Source organism: Stenotrophomonas sp. PS02298 (assembly GCF_029959445.1).
In the GTDB taxonomy this organism is placed as follows: domain Bacteria; phylum Pseudomonadota; class Gammaproteobacteria; order Xanthomonadales; family Xanthomonadaceae; genus Stenotrophomonas.
In genome coordinates, this window is the sequence record NZ_JASCOR010000004.1 from 36,460 (window position 1) to 55,261 (window position 18,802).

Annotated in this window: 15 protein-coding genes and 1 pseudogene; 8 read left to right on the forward strand and 8 right to left on the reverse strand. The window is 65.1% G+C overall.

Annotated features, from left to right (window positions below; genetic code table 11):
* Positions 1 to 27 precede the first annotated feature (27 nt).
* Positions 28 to 3,585 (forward strand): ATP-binding protein, encoded by a 3,558-nt coding sequence (locus QMX78_RS01415; protein ID WP_282265832.1) that lies wholly within the window; start codon positions 28 to 30, stop codon positions 3,583 to 3,585.
* Positions 3,586 to 3,594: 9 nt separating this feature from the next.
* Here the strand turns inward: QMX78_RS01415 and mdtD are convergent, their stop codons facing one another.
* From mdtD to QMX78_RS01445, 6 genes and pseudogenes are all read right to left on the reverse strand, one after another.
* Positions 3,595 to 5,016: a multidrug transporter subunit MdtD gene (mdtD, locus tag QMX78_RS01420; protein ID WP_282265834.1), complete on the reverse strand. Its 1,422-nt coding sequence runs from the start codon at positions 5,014 to 5,016 to the stop codon at positions 3,595 to 3,597.
* A 64-nt stretch (positions 5,017 to 5,080) separates the two neighbouring features.
* Positions 5,081 to 5,719 (reverse strand): hypothetical protein, encoded by a 639-nt coding sequence (locus QMX78_RS01425; protein ID WP_282265836.1) that lies wholly within the window; start codon positions 5,717 to 5,719, stop codon positions 5,081 to 5,083.
* A gap of 75 nt (positions 5,720 to 5,794) precedes the next feature.
* A complete protein-coding gene (gene hemE, locus QMX78_RS01430) occupies positions 5,795 to 6,868 on the reverse strand; it encodes a uroporphyrinogen decarboxylase (protein ID WP_282265839.1) in 1,074 nt (357 codons plus the stop codon).
* Positions 6,869 to 6,928: 60 nt separating this feature from the next.
* Positions 6,929 to 7,180 carry a WGR domain-containing protein gene (locus QMX78_RS01435; protein ID WP_282265842.1) on the reverse strand — a complete coding sequence of 84 codons (252 nt, stop codon included), beginning with the start codon at positions 7,178 to 7,180 and terminating at the stop codon, positions 6,929 to 6,931.
* Positions 7,181 to 7,378: 198 nt separating this feature from the next.
* Entirely contained in the window at positions 7,379 to 8,488 is a 1,110-nt protein-coding gene (aroB, locus tag QMX78_RS01440; protein WP_282265875.1) for a 3-dehydroquinate synthase, read from the reverse strand.
* A gap of 15 nt (positions 8,489 to 8,503) precedes the next feature.
* Positions 8,504 to 9,028 (reverse strand): annotated as a pseudogene (locus QMX78_RS01445) (shikimate kinase); the annotation flags it as partial.
* 99 nt (positions 9,029 to 9,127) lie between these two features.
* Here QMX78_RS01445 and QMX78_RS01450 point away from each other — a divergent pair.
* Positions 9,128 to 9,331 (forward strand): dodecin family protein, encoded by a 204-nt coding sequence (locus tag QMX78_RS01450; protein WP_282265844.1) that lies wholly within the window; start codon positions 9,128 to 9,130, stop codon positions 9,329 to 9,331.
* 134 nt (positions 9,332 to 9,465) lie between these two features.
* Here the strand turns inward: QMX78_RS01450 and QMX78_RS01455 are convergent, their stop codons facing one another.
* Complete coding sequence (locus QMX78_RS01455) at positions 9,466 to 10,293, reverse strand: kinase (protein WP_282265845.1); 828 nt, start codon at positions 10,291 to 10,293, stop codon at positions 9,466 to 9,468.
* A gap of 9 nt (positions 10,294 to 10,302) precedes the next feature.
* On the opposite strand from QMX78_RS01455, the gene pdxH reads away from it, so the two are divergent.
* The 3 genes from pdxH to QMX78_RS01470 are packed head-to-tail and all read left to right on the forward strand — an operon-like array spanning position 10,303 to position 12,099.
* Positions 10,303 to 10,935, forward strand: coding sequence for a pyridoxamine 5'-phosphate oxidase (gene pdxH / locus QMX78_RS01460; protein ID WP_282265877.1), 633 nt, complete (start codon positions 10,303 to 10,305; stop codon positions 10,933 to 10,935).
* A 19-nt stretch (positions 10,936 to 10,954) separates the two neighbouring features.
* Positions 10,955 to 11,299, forward strand: coding sequence for a hypothetical protein (locus QMX78_RS01465; RefSeq protein WP_282265846.1), 345 nt, complete (start codon positions 10,955 to 10,957; stop codon positions 11,297 to 11,299).
* Positions 11,299 to 12,099, forward strand: coding sequence for a cobalamin-binding protein (locus QMX78_RS01470; RefSeq protein ID WP_282265879.1), 801 nt, complete (start codon positions 11,299 to 11,301; stop codon positions 12,097 to 12,099). The genes QMX78_RS01465 and QMX78_RS01470 overlap by 1 nt, the downstream gene beginning before the upstream one ends.
* A gap of 179 nt (positions 12,100 to 12,278) precedes the next feature.
* Here the strand turns inward: QMX78_RS01470 and QMX78_RS01475 are convergent, their stop codons facing one another.
* Positions 12,279 to 13,502, reverse strand: a complete 1,224-nt coding sequence (locus tag QMX78_RS01475; protein WP_282265847.1) for a citrate synthase family protein — start codon at positions 13,500 to 13,502, stop codon at positions 12,279 to 12,281.
* Positions 13,503 to 13,624: 122 nt separating this feature from the next.
* On the opposite strand from QMX78_RS01475, the gene prpB reads away from it, so the two are divergent.
* The 3 genes from prpB (at position 13,625) to acnD (ending at position 18,743) form a co-directional block, all read left to right on the forward strand.
* A complete protein-coding gene (gene prpB, locus QMX78_RS01480) occupies positions 13,625 to 14,509 on the forward strand; it encodes a methylisocitrate lyase (protein WP_282265849.1) in 885 nt (294 codons plus the stop codon).
* 149 nt (positions 14,510 to 14,658) lie between these two features.
* Positions 14,659 to 15,816 (forward strand): 2-methylcitrate synthase, encoded by a 1,158-nt coding sequence (gene prpC / locus QMX78_RS01485; protein ID WP_282265851.1) that lies wholly within the window; start codon positions 14,659 to 14,661, stop codon positions 15,814 to 15,816.
* A gap of 311 nt (positions 15,817 to 16,127) precedes the next feature.
* Positions 16,128 to 18,743 carry a Fe/S-dependent 2-methylisocitrate dehydratase AcnD gene (gene acnD / locus QMX78_RS01490; RefSeq protein ID WP_282265853.1) on the forward strand — a complete coding sequence of 872 codons (2,616 nt, stop codon included), beginning with the start codon at positions 16,128 to 16,130 and terminating at the stop codon, positions 18,741 to 18,743.
* The last annotated feature ends 59 nt before the right edge of the window (positions 18,744 to 18,802 follow it).

Below are 18,802 nucleotides of genomic sequence, written 5' to 3' on the forward strand. Positions count from 1 at the left end.
GGGCGGCGTGGCAGGAGGTTGGGTTTGATGAAATGGCTCGCAGGGTTGTTGCTGGGCGGACTGTTGCTGGTGCCATCTGTGGCACTGGCCGAAGTGCCTGCAACACCGCAGCCACGGCAGTTGACCGTGGCCGATGGCCTGCCTTCCAGCAACATCAATGCCTTTGCCGAAGACCTCACCGGTTACCTGTGGCTGGCCAGCCGTGACGGGCTTGCCCGCTACGACGGCCGCAATTACCGCATCTGGCGCGCGGAGAACGGGCTGCGCGACAACGTGGTGTGGAGTTTGCACGCGGATAAAAGCAACCGGTTGTGGATTGGCACGCAGAACGCCGGGCTGGTGATGCTGTCGCCGGACCGGCTCAAGTTCACCTTCTTCGACCAGCAGACCTATCCGCAGATAGGCAGCAATACGATCTGGGCCATCGCCTCCACGCCCGATGGCAGCGTCTGGTTCGGTACCGCTACCGGTGGCCTGCACCGGCTCGATCCGGACGGCAATATCCGTCGCTTCATGCCGATAGCCGGCGATGAGCACAGCTTGCCGGCGGCGTCGGTGACCTACATGACAGTCACCCCGGATGGCAGCCTCTGGGTTGGCACCAAGGGCGGCTTGGCGCGTTGGAATGGTGCAGGCTTCGACCGGGTCAGCAATGCACTGCTGCCTTCGCCGCGTATCAATGGTTTGAAGGTTGATAAGCAAGGCCGGCTGTGGGTGGCCACCAACGAAGGTGTGGTCCAGCGCCATGCCGACGGCCGCTTCGAGGCGGCAACCTGGGCAGGTGCCGCGCCTGGCGATGTGTTCAACATGCTGCAGTATTCAGCCGATGGCAGTTACTGGCTGGATACCCGTTCCGGGCTGGGCCGGATCCGCAGCAACGTGGTGCGCAACGTGCCCTTGTACAGTGCGCAGGAGCGCGGGATCGTCAAGCCCAACTGGTCCAGCGCCTACGAGGACCGCGAAGGCGGGCTGTGGTTCGCCAGTACCAATGCCGGGTTGTGGCATCTGCCACCGAGCTGGCGGCAGTTCTCGGTGTTGTCGCGGCATCTGGACGATCCATCCTCGTTGCGCAACCCCTATGCATTGGCCTTGGCGCCATCCGCCTCCGGCGGTATCTGGGTGGTGGGTACGCGCGGCGCCCTGGATCGACTCGACCCCGGTACCGGTGAGGTGCAACACCACCTGCAGGCGATTGATGGCAAGAACTGGCCGCAGTCGTTGGTTGAGGATGCACACGGCAAGGTCTGGATAGGCAGTCTGGATGCGCTGGTGCGCTACGACCCGAGTGACGGCAGCGTACAGCGCTGGCATGGCAATGACGGCAAGGACGCGGCGATGATCGGTGATGCCGACATCGTGCGCAGCTGCAATGGTGGCCGGATCTGGATCTATTCCGAAGACGGCGGCATGCAGCAGCGCGATGCCGATGGCCACGTGCTGCTGCAGTTGAAACCAGGCCAGGCCGGGGTGCCGGAAGCACTGATCGAAGACATGCAGTGCGGCCCTGCGGATCAGCTGTGGTTGGCGACCGGTACCGGCCTGCATGCCTGGCAGTCGCAGCAGGGGCGCTTCGCGCCGGTGCCGGGTGGGCCGACAGGGCGCGTCTCCACTTTCCACGTCACCGATACCGGGGTGGCCTGGATTGCCGGCCTTGGGCGCATGGACCGCTATCTGTGGGATGGGCAGCGCATGACCTTGCTTGATCGCGTCGGCGTTGAGCAGGGCTTCCCGATGCTGGCTGCCACCGGCCTGCTGGTGGACGCCGAGGGCGTGGCGTGGGCGATCAGTGCGCGCGGCCTGATCCGCATTGACCCGGCCAATCGCTCGGTGCGCATGTATGGCGTGCACGATGGCCTGCCTGGGCAGGAGTTCCGCCGTCGCTCGCTGGTGCAGGCGCGCACCGGCCAACTGGCCGGTGGCACGCCCGATGGTGTGGTGTTGTTCGACCCCAGCCAGGTGAAGCCTTCAACCCGCCGACCGCCGCTGATCATCGAGCGGGTCAGCGTGCGTCGCGGTGACAAGGAACGCGACATCACCCTGGAATCGCCCTTGCAGATCCTCGATGGCGACCGCGACCTGCGCATTGCCGCGCGCCTGCTGTCCTTCGCTGACTCGGCGACCAATACCTACCGCTTCCGCCTGGCCGGCTATGACCCGGACTGGGTGGACGTGGGCGCGTCCGGCGATCGCGTGTTCTCGCGGCTGCCGCCGGGGCGCTATCAGCTGGAGATACAGGCCGCCACTTCGGACAATGTGTGGTCGCCGGTGCAGACCCTGGCCTTCCGCGTGCAGCCGCCATGGGCGCGCAGCCCGGCCGGGGTGATGACTTTCCTCGTGATTGCTGTTGCGCTGATATTGAGTGGTGCCTGGCTGTACCAGCGGCGTCTGCGCCGACGCAATGAATGGCAGCTGGCGCGACACAAGCAGGAGCTGGCCGAGCAGGCGTCCCTGGCCAAGACCCGCTTCCTTGCCACGCTCGGCCATGAAGTGCGCACGCCGATGACCGGGGTGCTGGGCATGAGCGAACTGTTGCTGGCGACACCGCTGGACGAGCGCCAGCGTGGCTATACGCAGTCGATCCGCCGGGCGGGTGAACACCTGCTGCGACTGGTCAACGATGCGCTGGATCTTGCCCGTATCGAAGCCGGGCGACTGGAGCTGCAGAATCAGCCCCTGGAGCTGCGGCAGTTGCTGGAAGACGTGCGCGGCCTGATGGAGCCGCTGGCGCAGCGGCGCGGGCTGGCATTCGAGTTCGACAGCGCCGCTGCGCCACGCACGCGCCTGATCGGCGATGTGATGCGCTTGCGGCAGATACTGCTCAACCTGCTTGGTAATGCCATCAAGTTCACCAGCCATGGTTCGGTGAGCCTGCGCGTGCGCCTGCAGGACGGTGGCAAGGGTGTCCGTTTCGAGGTCAGTGACACCGGTCCGGGTATCAGCGCCGAGCAGCAGCAGCGCCTGTTCCGTCGCTTTGAACAGGCCGATGGGGCTCGCACCGCCGCGCGCTATGGTGGCAGCGGTCTGGGCCTGGCCATCTGCAACGAGTTGAGCGTGGCGATGGGCGGCAGCATCGATGTGGAGAGCAGTCTGGGTGATGGCACCTGCTTCATCGTCGACCTGCCGCTGGCCTGGGAAGTGCCGCCGACCTCGATGGACGATGATGCCACCAGCGGCGCGTGGATGAACCTGCCGGCGCAGCGGGTGCTGCTGGTGGAGGACGACCCGACGATTGCTGCGGTGATCCGTGGCTTGCTGGAAGTGCACGGGCATAGCGCGGTGCATGCCGCGCATGGCCTGGCAGCATTGGCTGAACTGTCCAGCCAGGAGTTCGATGTGGCCTTGCTGGATCTGGATCTGCCCGGCATCGATGGCTTCGGGCTCGCACGGCAATTGAAGGCAATGGGCTACGAAATGCCGTTGATCGCGGTAACCGCGCGCTCCGATGCCGAGGCCGAACCACTGGCGCGCGATGCCGGCTTTGCCGATTTCCTGCGCAAGCCGGTGACCGCACAGATGTTGCTGGAGGCAATCGCTGGCGTATTGGAGGCGCAGCGCCGGCAACAGGCACAGGCCGCGCCCGACTGAAGGGTGGGTTTACTCGGCAACTTCTTCCACCGCCCGCGGGTGCGGGCGGTTGTCGGGCAGCTGCCAGAACACCAAGGTCGAGCTGAGGGTGATCGCCCCGACGCAGAGGAAGGTGGCATGCAGTGCTGCGGTCGCGCCGTGGCCGCTCAAGTGAGTGCCAAAGGCCGCCAGCAGGCTGCCGGCGGTGGCCGCGCCAAAGCCGGTGGCGAGCATCATCACCATCGACAACAAGCTGTTGCCGCTGCTGGCCTGGTGCGTGTCCAGGTCGCGCAGGGTGACGGTGTTCATCACGGTGAACTGCATCGAATTGACCGCGCCGAAGATCGCCAGTTGAGTCAGTCGCAACCACAGCGGCTGCTCGGCGGTGATCAGCGCGAAACTGGCCATCGCCAGGCCGACGCAGACGGTGTTGATCATCAGGATGCGCCGGTAGCCAAAGCGTTCCACCAGACTCACCGCTGCGCGCTTGGCGGCCATGCCGGACAGGGCGACCGGAATCATCATCATGCCTGCGGTCATCGGGCTCAGGCCCATGCCGACCTGCAACAGCAGCGGTATCAACAGCGGCATCGCTCCGCTGCCGATGCGCGAAAACAGGTTGCCGAGGATGCCGATGCGGAAGCTGATCACCTTGAACAGGCTCAGCGGAAACAGCGCATTGGCGGCGTTGGCCGCATGCAGCCAGTAGCCGGCCAATGCGGCGATGCCAACCACTGCCAGCAGCAGCACCAGTGCATGCGCCGAGTTGAGCGCTGACACACCATCCAATGCCAGTGACAAGGCAATCATGCCGAACGCCAGCATCACATAGCCGGCCAGGTCGAAGCGTTGATTCCGCTGGCCGTAGTGGTCGGGCATGATCTTCAGCGCGGCGACGAAGCCGATGATGCCGATCGGCAGATTGATCAGGAAGATCCAATGCCAGGAGGCGACTTCCACCAGCCAGCCGCCGAGGGTCGGGCCCAGCAGCGGACCGATCAGCGCAGGAATGGCGATGAAGCTCATCGCCGACAGGAACTGTTCGCGCGGTACCGAACGCATCACCGCCAGACGGCCGACCGGCAGCAACATCGCGCCGCCGATGCCCTGCAGCACGCGTGAGGCCACCAGCCACTGCAGCGTGGGTGACAGCGCGCAGGCCAGCGAGCCCAGGGTGAACAGCACGATCGCGGCGAGGAAGGTGTGACGCGTGCCGAAGCGGTCGGCGATCCAGCCTGAGGCGGGGATGAAGGTGGCCACCGCCAGCGCGTAGCTGAACACCACCGACTGCATCTGCAGCGGGCTCTCGCCGAGGCTGCGCGCCATCGCCGGCAAGGCCGTGTTGACGATGGTCGAGTCCAGCATCTGCATGAAGATGGCCAGCGACACCAGCCATAGCAGCGGCTTCTGGGCGGAACTGGCGGCCTGCGGGATGGGGGGAGCTGGGGGCATCAAGACGACTCGCACTGGAGCAGGCGTTTATTGTCCTCCGATGCGTGTGCAGATGTTGCGTAGATCAGTCGCCGCCGCCAATGGTGTACAGGGTTGATCCGGAATCATCGGGGTTCCGGCTCAGCATGATGGTGGAATTGAGTTCACCGATGGTGATGCTCCAGCTGTCCTCGTCGATGCGTTCCATCTTGCAGTTGGTTGGGATGCCGGGGTTGTTGCGCGCCACCGGTGCACAGTCGCGCTCGCTGATCGGACGTATTTTCTCCAACGCCTCCTGCAGCGGAACCGCAAGCACCAGCGTGCGGTTGCCGTACATTTCGGCCAGCGTTTCGCGCGTCTCGGTCACCGGCAATCCGTACAGGGTCACCAAGCCGGGCCTGATCCGGGCGCTGGCATCGTACGAGGTGTCCTGCATGGCATCGGTGCCGACGGATTCGGTGCTGCAGCGGTCGAGCGAAAGGCGGGTGATGTACGGCCGCCAGCGAGGTGCGATTTCTTCTGCTCGCGCAATGCGGATCTGTTTGCAGCTGGTCGGGAAGTCCATCGGTCCGGTGCTGAAGATGGTCAGCTGTGCGACTTCAGGAAACGCGGCCAGCGTCGGGAAGTCGTCCTCGCCCAACTGCAGTGGCGGCGGTGCAGCACTTGCTGCAACCGGCGCAGCGATTGCCAATGCCAGCAGCAGTGACTTGCAACGTTTGGACATGGGACGTGGGCCTGATGAGGGGCGCCCAGCGTCCGGGCCCGGAAGATTGAAGTCAAGCTTCCGGGCCTTCGGACCTCAGCGGCGGCTGAGGCGATGTACTGCATCCACCAGCACGGCGACGTGCTCGGGGTTCATGTCCGGCGACATGCCGTGGCCAAGGTTGAACACATGGCCCTCGCGCGAGCCGCCGTTGCCGGCGGCGTAGCTTTCCAGCACCTTGCCGACTTCGCGGCTGATCGCATCGGGCGAGCCGTACAACGTGGTCGGGTCCAGGTTGCCCTGCAGTGCGACCTTGCCGCCGGCTGCGCGTGCAGCGTCTTCCAGCGAGATGGTCCAGTCCACGCCGACGCCTTCAGCGCCGCTGGCGGCCAACTCGGCGACGTACTGGCCGGTGCCCTTGCCGAACAGGATCAGCGGGGTGCGCTCGGCACCGTCGCCGCGCTTGAGCTCGCTGGCGATGCGGTTGAGGTAACGCAGCGAGAACTCGCGGTACATCGCCGGACCCAGTACGCCGCCCCAGGTGTCGAAGACCTGCAAGGCCTGCGCACCGGCCGCGCGCTGTGCCGACAGGTAGGCGATGACCGCGTCGGTCACCACTTCCAGCAGCTGGTGCAGGGCCTTGGGCTCGTTCAGCGCCATTGCCTTGGTGCGGGCGAAATCCTTGCTGCCGCCGCCTTCGATCATGTAGCAGGCCAAGGTCCACGGGCTGCCGGAGAAGCCGATCAGCGGCACCTTGCCGTCGAGCTCGCGGCGGATCAGGCGCACTGCGTCCATCACGTAGCGCAGCTCGGTTTCCATGCCCGGCACTGCCAGCTTGGCGACCGCGGCGACATCGCGCACCGGGTGCTTGAACTTGGGGCCTTCGCCGTCGACGAAATACAGGCCAAGGCCCATCGCGTCCGGCACGGTGAGGATGTCCGAGAACAGGATGGCGGCATCCAGGTCGAAGCGTTCCAGCGGCTGCAGGGTCACTTCGCAGGCGACTTCCGGGTTCTTGGCCATGCCCAGGAAGCTGCCTGCGCGGGCGCGGGTGGCGCGGTATTCGGGCAGGTAGCGGCCGGCCTGGCGCATCAGCCAGACGGGGGTGTAGTCCACGGGCTCGCGGCGCAGGGCGCGCAGGAAGCGGTCATTGCGAAGTGGGCTGGTCACATGGAACTCCTGGGTAAGAACCGCAGGCGCGCTGCGGCGCACCTGCAGGGAATGCGGGATTCAGGGCGCGGGCTGGCCGGCGGTGAACATCACCTGGAAGCCTTTCTTGATCTGGCCATCGCGGGCCTTTTCGAAGGCGTGGATGGCGTCGTCGTGCTGCAGGAAAAGCTCGCGGCGCAACTGGATGCGGCCACCGGTCTGGCCGCTCTCACGCAGCAACTCCCAGCCGCCGAGCAGATCCGGCACCAGGGACAGTTGAACGTAGCGGGGGGCTTCTTTGCCGCTGGGCGGCTGTTGCAGTAGGACGCGCATGGCGGCGATTGTAGCCGGTGTGCGGGTTTTGGGCTGGTTTTTGGGGTGTTGCGAAGAGCTACCCCTCCCCAGCCCTCCCCTGCTGCGCAGGGGAGGGGGCCGTCCTCTGCGATCTGTCAGATAACGACCATGCCCGCTCTTCCCCCTCCCTTGCTTAGCAGGGGAGGGTTGGGGAGGGGTAAGCCTTTGACTTCCCGCTCAACCCTGCCGCAGCACGTCCAACACCGCCGCTTCATCCACATCCGGCACCACCTCGGCCTTGCCGATGCCGCGCCACAGCACCAGTCGCAGGCGCCCGGCGATGTTCTTCTTGTCCAGACGCATATGCCCCAGCAGGGCTTCTGCATCCAGTCCGGCAGGGATCGCGGTCGGCAGGCCATAAGCCTCCAGCAGCTCGCGCAGAACCTCGGTATCGGCCGCATCGGCCATGCTCAGCGCCGCCGACAGCCTGGCCGCCAGCACCATGCCGACCGCGACCGCCTCACCATGGTTGAGGTTGTCGTTGCCCGGCGCGCCATACCCCTGTGCGGTTTCGATCGCATGGCCGAAGGTGTGGCCGAGGTTGAGCAGGGCGCGTTCACCCTTCTCCAGCGGGTCGCGTTCGACGATCTCGGCCTTGTGCTCGCAGCTGCGGGCGATGGCCTGGGCCAACGCGCCGTCGTCGCCGGCCAGCAGGGCCTGGCGTTCTGCCTGCAGCCATTGGAAGAACAGCGGATCGCGGATGGCGCCGTACTTGATCACCTCGGCCAGACCGGCCCGCAGCTCACGTGCCGGCAGGGTGCGCAGCGCAGCGGTATCCGCGACGACCGCACGCGGCGGATGGAAGGCGCCGACCAGGTTCTTGCCCTGCGGGATATCCACCGCGGTCTTGCCACCGACAGAGGAGTCCACCATCGACAACAAGGTCGTAGGCAACTGCACGCAGTCCACGCCGCGCATCCAGCAGGCCGCGGCAAAACCAGCCAGGTCACCGACCACGCCACCGCCGAGCGCCAGTACGCAGGCATCGCGGGTGGCGCCGAGGCTTGCCAGCGCGTTGATCGCGCCGCCGAAGTTGTCCAGCGTCTTGGAGGCCTCGCCGGCGGGGATGATGTGCTGGCCGATCTTCAGGTCGGGCCGGGCTGCCAGCAGCGCGGTCTGTACCTTGGCCAGGTAGAGCGGAGCGACGGTGTCGTCGCTGACCAGCAGTACGTGGCGGCCACGGATGGCACCGACCAGCGCCTGTGCCTGCGACAGCAGGCCAGGGCCGATATGGATCTGATAGGGGTGTTCGCCGCCGACGGCGACGGTGCGGGTGGGGGCGGTCATGCGGGGCGGTTCCAGAATCTGCCATTGCGCGGCAAGCCGTGTGACGGTGTGCGCGGTGGCGTCGGCGGGGGTGTAGAGGTCGGTATCGATGATCAGGTCGGCCAATTCGCTGTACAGCGGGTCGCGGATGGCCGCCATGGCGTGCAGCACCTGCTCGCGGTCGGGGCGTTGCAGCAGCGGGCGGGTCTTGTCGCGCTGCAGCCGCGACAGCTGCGAGGCCACGCTGACCCGCAGGTAGACCACGAAACCATGGGCGCGGATGCGTTCACGGTTCTCCGGGTCGAGCACGCAGCCGCCGCCGGTCGAGATCAGCTGGCCGCTGCTGTCCAGCAGGCGTGACAGGACCCGTTTTTCATGGGCACGGAAGCCGGCTTCGCCGACGTTCTCGAAAATGGCCGGAATGCTGGAGCCCACGTCGTCGACGATGGCTTGGTCGGCATCCACGAACACCAGCCCGAAACGCTCGGCCAGGCGACGGCCGATGCTGGTTTTGCCGGCGCCCATGGGGCCGACCAGGATGAGATTGGGGGCGGGATTCATTACCGGAAGATGCTAGCACCTCGTGTCAGTGCCTTAACACGGTAGCAGCCAAGCTCGGTAGTTCCACGAATGGTTCGTGGTGCAACCAAGGAGTTGGACATGTCAGTGGCGAAAATCATTGAAGTCAACGCGTCCTCCAAGACCAGCATCGAGGATGCGGTGCGCAGCGGCATCAAGAAGGTGGCCGAGACGGTCAAGGGCATCCAGGGTGCGTGGATCAACGAAACCAAGGTTGTCACCGACGGCGACGGCAACGTCACCGAGTGGCGGGTCAACCTGCGGATCACGTTCCTGGTGCAGTAATGCATGTGCAGTAATCGCGCGGTGGGTGCCCGCTGATCAGGCTGGGCACGCATCTGCAAGGGCTCGGCGGCGCCAGCGCCGTCGAGCCGTTCACGCCAAGCCGCTGTCGTGCAGCCTGCTGGACGGCATCAGTCCTATGGGTCTGTGAGCGGCTGCCGTTGTGCATCCAGTGCAATGACCCGGTCAGCGATGCCGGGCAGGGTGCGCAGCGCCTGCCGGCTGATGCGCTCGTAGAACTGCACGAAGCGCTCCAGCTGCGGCCTTGTCATGCTGCTGCGCCCAGGCGATGCCTGCTGCAGCGCCTGCTCCTGCTGCCAGCGCCAGTGCGGGACCACGGCGAAACTCGGCGGTTGCAGCATCCACAGCCGGTCAAAACGCTGCCACAGGCCGGGGTAATGCTCGGCCAGTGACTGGTTGCACCAGCGCCGCCAGCGGCCGTCGGCATCGGCCTCGCGTTCCAGTGCGTTCAAGGGCACCTGCAGCGCATCGTCGGCTTCTGCCGGCGTGCCCAGGAACCAGCCCTCGAACACCAGCAGGTCCAGTGGTTGTTCGATCCGCTTCCACTGTGATTCGGGAACGCGCTCGTCGGCAAGTTTGTCGAAGCGCGGCAAGGGGAAGCCTTGCCCGGCCTTGGCCGCATCCAGCGTGGCCATCGCCAGTGCAAGGTCATGCGTACCGGGCGGCCCGCGCGTGGCAAGCAGGGGGTGCACGCGATCGGCGAGTCGCTGCCGTTGGGCGCGGGTCAGGTAGGTGTCATCGATGGAAACAGCAGCGGCGCACAGGCCGCGCGTGCGCGCAAGGTCCACGATCTGCGCGGCCAGCGTGGACTTGCCGCTGCCTTGCACGCCACTGATCGCCAGTACTGGCGTGCGGTCGGCACTGGCCAGTGCATCATCCAATGCCTGTGCAACCAGTGCCGGCGCAAAGCGGCGTTGGGAAAAACTGTGCGGAACGGGGGACATGCCGCCACAATAGCCCAAACACGTGCCCTACGAAGCAGGACCATGACCAATCTTTACGCAGAAGCGCTTTCGACTTTCGCCGCATTGTTTGAAGAGGCCAAGGCTGGCAAGGAGATCGATGCCACCGCGATGACGGTTGCAACCGCTGACATCGATGGCCGCCCGTCGGCACGGACGGTGTTGCTGAAGGCTTTCGACGAGCGCGGCTTTGTGTTCTATACCCATCTGGACAGCCGCAAGGGCCGCGAACTGCACGACAACCGGGCAACGGCGCTGTTGTTCCTGTGGCGCAGCCTGCGCGAGGCTGGCATCCAGGTGCGGATCGAAGGTGATGCTCAGCTGGTATCGGCTGCCGAATCCGATGCCTACTTTGCCAGCCGCCCGCGCATGAGCCAGATTGGCGCCTGGGCCTCGGTGCAGTCGCAGCCATTGGCGTCGCGCGAGGAGTTCGAACAGCGCCTGGCCAGCTTCGAGGCGCGCTTTGAAGGCCGCGATGTGCCGCGCCCGGACGGCTGGGGCGGGGTGCGCGTGGTGCCGCGGCGCATCGAGTTCTGGTACGGCGCCGACTTCCGTCTGCATGAGCGCTGGTGCTACGAGGCCGATGCGGCGGGCGAGTGGAGCAAGCGGATGCTGTTCCCGTAACGGTGAGGGGAACATCGGCATGCAGTTGATTCCCGTTTTCCGCATCACCGTGTTCGTGCCGCCTGCGCAGCTGGAAACGCTTAAGCAGGGGATTCTGGCGGTGGATGACCTGGCCGCCGGTGGCTACGCGCACGGTATGTGGGAATCCGCGCCGGGCGTGGAGCAGTTCCGCGTGATCGAAGGCACGCACAGCGCCCTTGGCCTGGGCGGGGAGCTGGTGCGCGCGCCCACGGTGCGGCTGGAATTCTGCATTGCGCGCGATCCGCAGCGGCTGCAACGGATTCTGGATGATGGCATTGCCGCCCATCATCCCTGGAACAGCCCTGTCGTATTCGTCGATACAACGGAGTTCGCCGCATCATGATTGGCCCGCGCCGCATTGTCTGCCTGACCGAAGAGCCGACCGAAACGCTTTATGCACTCGGCGAGCAGGACCGCATCGTCGGCATCAGTGGCTTCACCGTGCGGCCGCCCGAGGCACGCCGCGACAAGCCCAAGGTCAGCGCCTTCACCAGCGCCAAGGTCGGCGAGATACTGAAGCTGAAGCCCGACCTGGCGATTGGTTTCTCCGATATCCAGGCCGATATCGCTGCCGAGTTGATACGCAACGGTGTGGAAGTGTGGATCGCCAACCACCGCAGCGTGGCGGGCATCATCGACTACATCCGGCGGTTGGGTGGGTTGGTGGGCGTGGCCGCGCGTGCCAATGCCTACGCGGACGAACTGCAGCGGGGCTTGGATGCAATTGCCGGGCAGGCGGCTAAGCTGCCGCAGCGCCCGCGCGTCTATGTCGAGGAATGGGATGAGCCCATCATCACCGGCATCCAATGGGGTGCTGAGCTGGTGGAGATCGCCGGCGGCATCGATGTGTTCCCGGAGTTGTCGCGTGAGCCGCTGGCCAAGGCGCGCATCCTTGCCACTGGCGACCCGGTGATCGCGCGCAACCCGGACATCATCATCGGCTCATGGTGCGGCAAGAAATTCCGTCCGGAGCGGGTGGCGGCACGTCCGGGCTGGGAGGCGATCAATGCCGTGCGTGATGGCGAGCTGCACGAGATCAAGTCGCCACTGATCCTGCAGCCCGGGCCGGCGGCCTTGACCGATGGCGTGCAGGCGATCGTGCAGATCATCAATCAGTGGTCGAAGCGGGCAGGGGCCTTGTAGGAGCGGCGTAAGCCGCGAAGCTCACAACAGCCCAGCCGCCGATCAATCTGCAATCACGGCACATCTGCCGGATGTGGGAGCGGCATGAGCCGCGAAGCTGGTGATGCTGGAAAGGCCGCAAGAGCTTAACCCTCCCCAACCCTCTCCTTGGCCTTTGGCCAAAGGGAGGGGGCAAGAGCTCATCCCCTCGGCGCCAACCCGCTGTAGCGTGCACGCGGCCGTATCAAGGTGCCCAAAGCCTGCTGTTCCAATGCATGCGCCAGCCAGCCGGTCAGGCGCGCGGTAGCAAACATCACCAGTGCATGCGCGCCCGGCAGTTCATGGACATAGCAGATAGCCCCCAGCATCCCGTCAATATTCGGCCGCTGTCCGCTGACCTCTTCGGTAGCAGCCAAAACCGCTTCCACATGGTGCATGCGCGGTGAATCGCCGCGCAGTTCACGCAATTGACGCAGAACCTCCGCGCCGCGCGGGTCGCCATCGGGATACAGCAGATGGTTGAAACCGGGTAGTTCATCACCGCGCCGCCAGCGTTCGGCGATGAAGGTGGCGGGTGACCCGCTGGTTTCGGCATCGACCAGGAGTGCATGTGCACGAGCGGTAGCGCCGCCATGGCGCGGGCCGGACAGGGCGGCCAATCCCGCGCTTACCGTCGCGTGCAGGTGTGCGCCGGTCGAGGCGACCACGCGCGCTGCAAACGCCGAGACATTCAACTCATGGTCGGCGCACAGCACCAACGCTGAACGCACCAGTTCGGCGAAAGCTGCATCGCCAGGCATCCAAGCATCGGCGTGCAGGCGATGTACCGGTCGCGTATCGGGCTCGGTGCCGACCAGCAACGCTGCGTTCTGGCGCAGCAGCATTGCTGCGACCTCGCGGCGTACCGATGTGGCGGCATTGAGCGATTGGCGCTGTTCCAGGGCCAGCAGCGGAATGCAGGCCATTGCGCGCTCCACCGGCGGCAGGCTGCCATCAAGCGCCAGGGGGGCGATGCGCGGCGGCCATGCCGGCAGGGCAGCCGCGGCGAACGGGTCCTGCTCCTCGCATTCCCACAGCAGCCGCGCGATGTCTTCCAAGGTGGCGCCGGCCTGCGCGGCAGCCACGGCTGAACGGCCTCGGTAATAGGGCGCATCCGGGCGGATCAGCGAGATGCGGGTTTCCAGCACTGGCAGACCGCGATCAAGGCTCTGTGCCGCGCCGCGTTCGGCGCCGCGTCCGGCCTGCTTGCGCTGCGCCAGGCGTTCGACTTCCGCCCGCAGGTACACCCGGCTGCGGGCGGATGTGCCCGGGCGCGAGCTGAGTTGACCGCGGCTGACATAGGCGTACAGCGTGGCAGCGCTGATGCCGAGCAGGGCGCAGGCTTCACTGGCGGGTATCAGTTCGGGGTCGAGGGCGTCGGGCATGGCGTATTCAATAGGTTGATTTATTGAATCAAGATTGATCAATGCATCTGATGGTGACAGATTAACCGTCACAGCGGAATGGCATGCTCGCCACCGCCCAGCCACAAGCCAGGAGCCATCCCATGAGTCGTTCTTCCGCCGGCGCTGCATTCCGCGCCGCACTGGCCGCCGAATCCCCCTTGCAGGTGGTGGGCGCGATCAACGCCAACCACGCCCTGCTGGCCAAGCGCGCCGGGTACCGTGCCATCTACCTGTCCGGCGGCGGCGTTGCTGCCGGCTCGCTGGGCCTGCCGGACCTGGGTATCAACACCATGGAAGATGTGTTGATCGACGTGCGCCGCATCAGCGATGTCTGCGACCTGCCGTTGATGGTCGATATCGATACCGGTTTCGGTCCAAGCGCGTTCAACATCGCGCGCACGGTGAAGTCGCTGATCAAGGCCGGTGCAGCTGCCTGCCATATCGAAGACCAGGTGGGGGCCAAGCGTTGTGGCCACCGCCCGGGCAAGGAAATCGTCTCGCAGGGTGAAATGGTCGACCGCGTGAAAGCGGCTGCCGATGCCAAGACCGATCCCGATTTCTTCCTGATCGCGCGTACCGATGCCATCCAGATGGAAGGCGTGGACGCGGCCATCGAGCGTGCGCTGGCCTGCGTGGAAGCCGGCGCCGACGGCATCTTCGCCGAGGCAGCCTACGACCTGGAGACCTATAAGCGCTTCGCCGACGCAGTGAAGGTGCCGTTGCTGGCCAACATCACCGAATTCGGCGCCACGCCGCTGTTCAGCCGTGATGAACTGGCCTCGGCCGGCGTGGCGATGCAGCTGTTCCCGCTGTCGGCGTTCCGTGCTGCCAACAAGGCGGCCGAGAACGTGTACGAAGCCATCCGTCGTGACGGCCACCAGCGTAATGTGGTGGACAGCATGCAGACCCGCGAGGAGCTGTACGACCGTATCGGCTACCACGAATTCGAGCGCAGCCTGGACAAGACGTTTGCTGCGAAGAAGTAACAGCACTTCCTTCTCCCTGTGGGAGAAGGTGGCGCGTAGCGCCGGATGAGGGTACGACGAAGTCTTTGTGGCTGACTGCACCCTCACCCCAACCCCTCTCCCGGCGGGAGAGGGGCATCAAAATCCCGCATCTGATCGAGGTTCACACCATGTCTGAATCCACCACCGCACCCGCGTTCAAGCCGAAGAAGTCCGTCGCCCTGTCCGGTACCGCTGCCGGCAATACCGCCCTGTGTACCGTTGGCCGCAGCGGCAACGACCTGCACTACCGTGGCTACGACATCCTGGACCTGGCCAACACCAGCGAGTTCGAGGAAATCGCCCACCTGCTGGTGCACGGCAAGCTGCCGAACAAGGCCGAGCTGCGCGCCTACAAGGCCAAGCTGAAGGCGCTGCGTGGCATTCCGGCATCGGTGAAGGCCGCGCTGGAAGAACTGCCGCCGTCGGCGCACCCGATGGACGTGATGCGTACCGGCGTTTCCGTGCTGGGCTGCGTGTCGCCGGAGAAGGACGACCACAACCACCCGGGCGCACGCGACATCGCCGACAAGCTGATGGCCTCGCTGGGTTCGATGCTGCTGTACTGGTACCACTGGAGCCACAACGGCAAGGTCATCGACGTGGAAACCGACGATGACTCGATCGGCGGCCACTTCCTGCACCTGCTGCACGGCGAGCAGCCGCGCGAGTCCTGGGTCAAGGCCATGCACACCAGCCTGATCCTGTACGCGGAGCATGAATTCAACGCCTCGACCTTCGCCTGCCGCGTCATCGCCGGCACCGGCAGCGACATGTACAGCGCCATCACCGGCGGTATCGGCGCACTGCGCGGCCCGAAGCACGGTGGCGCCAATGAAGTCGCCTTCGAAGTGCAGAAGTGCTACGAAACCCCGGACGAAGCCGAGGCTGACATCAAGGCCCGCGTCGAGCGCAAGGAAGTGGTGATCGGTTTTGGTCACCCGGTCTACACCGTGTCCGATCCGCGCAACAAGGTGATCAAGGACGTCTCGCGCGAGCTGTCGGCCGAGCAGGAAAACATGAAGATGTACGACATCGCCGAGCGTCTGGAGTCGGTGATGTGGGACATCAAGAAGATGTTCCCGAACCTGGATTGGTTCAGTGCCGTCAGCTACCACATGATGGGGGTGCCGACCGCGATGTTCACCCCGTTGTTCGTGATTGCACGTACCGCAGGTTGGAGTGCGCACATCATCGAGCAGCGCATCGACGGCAAGATCATCCGCCCGAGCGCGAATTACACCGGACCGGAAGACCAGACCTTCGTGCCGTTGGACAAGCGCGGCTGATGCCGAAGCATAGATGATGCGTGATGCCTAAAAGCCCCTCTCCCGCTTGCGGGAGAGGGGTTGGGGTGAGGGGAAGCTTCCAGCACGTACAGCCCGCTTCAAGCCCGTAAAAAAAGCGAAGCAAAGCTGGAGCTCAAGCGAGAGCAAGAGCAAGAGCAAGAGCTCCCCCCATCCGCCCTTCGGGCACCTTCCCCCGCAAGCGGGAGAAGGGAAATGCCAGATTCCATGTGCTGCTATGGGTTTGCTGCAATCTCAAGCATTCGCGCGTAACCCAAAGCACACCAGCAAGCCCAGACCCTCACAGGCCAGCCATGAATACCGATTACCGCAAACACCTCGCAGGCAGCACGCTCGACTACTTCGATGCACGCGCCGCAGTCGATGCCATCCAGCCCGGCGCCTACGCCACGCTGCCGTATACCTCGCGCGTGCTGGCCGAGAACCTGGTGCGTCGCTGCAATCCGGCAACGCTCAGCGATTCGCTCAAGCAGCTGATCGAGCGCAAGCGTGACCTGGATTTCCCCTGGTTCCCGGCGCGCGTGGTCTGCCATGACATCCTCGGCCAGACCGCACTGGTCGATCTTGCGGGTCTGCGTGACGCCATCGCCGACAAGGGTGGTGATCCTGCCAAGGTCAACCCGGTGGTGCCGGTGCAGCTGATCGTCGATCACTCGCTGGCAGTGGAATGTGGTGGCTACGATCCGGACGCGTTCGCCAAGAACCGCGCCATCGAAGACCGCCGCAACGAAGACCGCTTCCACTTCATCGACTGGACCAAGCTGGCCTTCGAGAACGTCGATGTGATTCCGCCGGGCAACGGCATCATGCACCAGATCAATCTGGAGAAGATGTCGCCGGTGATCTACCAGCAGGGCGGGGTGGCCTTCCCGGATACCTGCGTCGGCACCGACAGCCATACACCGCACGTGGATGCGTTGGGCGTCATCGCCATTGGTGTTGGCGGCCTGGAAGCCGAGAACGTGATGCTGGGCCGTGCCTCGTGGATGCGCCTGCCCGACATCATCGGCGTCAAGCTGACCGGCAAGCCGCAGCCGAACATTACCGCCACCGACGTGGTGCTGGCGATCACCGAGTTCCTGCGCAAGGAGCGCGTGGTTGGCGCTTACCTGGAGTTCTTCGGCGAAGGCGCCGCCGCACTGACCATTGGTGACCGCGCCACCATCTCCAATATGTGCCCCGAATACGGCGCAACCGCGGCGATGTTCTACATCGACCAGCAGACCATCGACTATCTGCGACTGACCGGCCGCGAGGAGGCGCAGATCGCGCTGGTCGAGAACTACGCCAGGACCACAGGTCTGTGGGCGGACGCACTGGAGACCGCGCAGTATGAGCGCGTCGTTGAGTTCGACCTGTCCAGCGTGGTGCGCAACATGGCCGGCCCCAGCAATCCGCACAAGCGCCTGCCGGTGTCGGACCTCGCCGAGCGCGGCATTGCCGATGAAGCCAAGCTGCTCAGCGGCAAGGGCGAGGAAGCCGAAGGCCTGATGCCCGATGGCGCGGTGATCATCGCTGCCATCACCAGCTGCACCAATACCTCCAACCCGCGCAATGTGATTGCCGCCGCGCTGCTGGCGCGCAACGCCAACGCGCGCGGTTTGACCCGCAAACCGTGGGTGAAGTCGTCGCTGGCACCGGGCTCCAAGGCGGTGCAGCTGTATCTGGAAGAAGCCGGCCTGCTGCCGGATCTGGAGCAACTGGGCTTCGGCATCGTCGCTTTCGCCTGCACCACCTGCAACGGCATGAGCGGTGCGCTGGACCCGAAAATCCAGCAGGAAATCATCGATCGCGACCTGTATGCGACCGCTGTGCTGTCGGGCAACCGCAACTTCGACGGCCGCATCCACCCGTATGCCAAGCAGGCCTTCCTGGCCTCGCCGCCGCTGGTGATCGCCTATGCCATCGCCGGCACCGTGCGCTTCGACATCGAGAAGGACGTGCTGGGCGTGGATGCTGATGGCAAGGAAGTGCGCCTGAAGGACATCTGGCCGAGCGACGCCGAGATCGATGCGGTAGTGAAGGCGGCAGTGAAGCCGGAGCAGTTCCGCAAGGTCTACAACCCGATGTTCAACGTGCGCGTCGAGCATGGCGAAAAGGTCAGCCCGCTTTACGACTGGCGCCCGCAGAGCACCTATATCCGCCGCCCGCCGTACTGGGAGGGTGCATTGGCCGGTGAGCGCACGCTGCGCGGCATGCTGCCGCTGGCGGTACTGCCGGACAACATCACCACCGACCACCTGTCGCCGTCCAATGCGATCCTGTTGTCCAGCGCGGCCGGTGAATACCTGGCCAAGATGGGTTTGCCGGAAGAGGACTTCAATTCCTACGCCACCCACCGCGGCGATCACCTCACCGCGCAGCGCGCCACCTTCGCCAATCCCAAGCTGTTCAACGAGATGGTGCGCAACGAAGATGGCAGCGTGAAGCAGGGCTCGTTGGCGCGGGTGGAGCCGGAAGGCAAGGTCATGCGCATGTGGGAGGCAATCGAGACCTACATGGAGCGCAAGCAGCCGCTGATCATCATCGCCGGTGCCGACTACGGCCAGGGCAGCTCGCGTGACTGGGCCGCCAAGGGTGTGCGTCTGGCCGGTGTTGAAGCGATTGCCGCCGAAGGCTTCGAGCGTATTCACCGCACCAACCTGATCGGCATGGGCGTGCTGCCGCTGGAGTTCAAACCGGGCACCAATCGCAACACGCTGGGCATCGATGGCACTGAGAGCTATGACGTGATCGGCCTGCGCACCCCGCGTACCGATCTGACCCTGGTCATCACCCGCCGCAACGGTGAAGTGGTCAGGGTGCCGATGACCTGCCGCCTGGATTCGGACGAAGAAGTTGCGATCTACGAGGCCGGCGGCGTGCTGCAGCGTTTCGCGCAGGACTTCCTGGAATCGGCAAACGCATGACTTGAGCCCCTCTCCCGCGCGCGGGAGAGGGGTTGGGGTGAGGGCATAGGCGGCTAGCA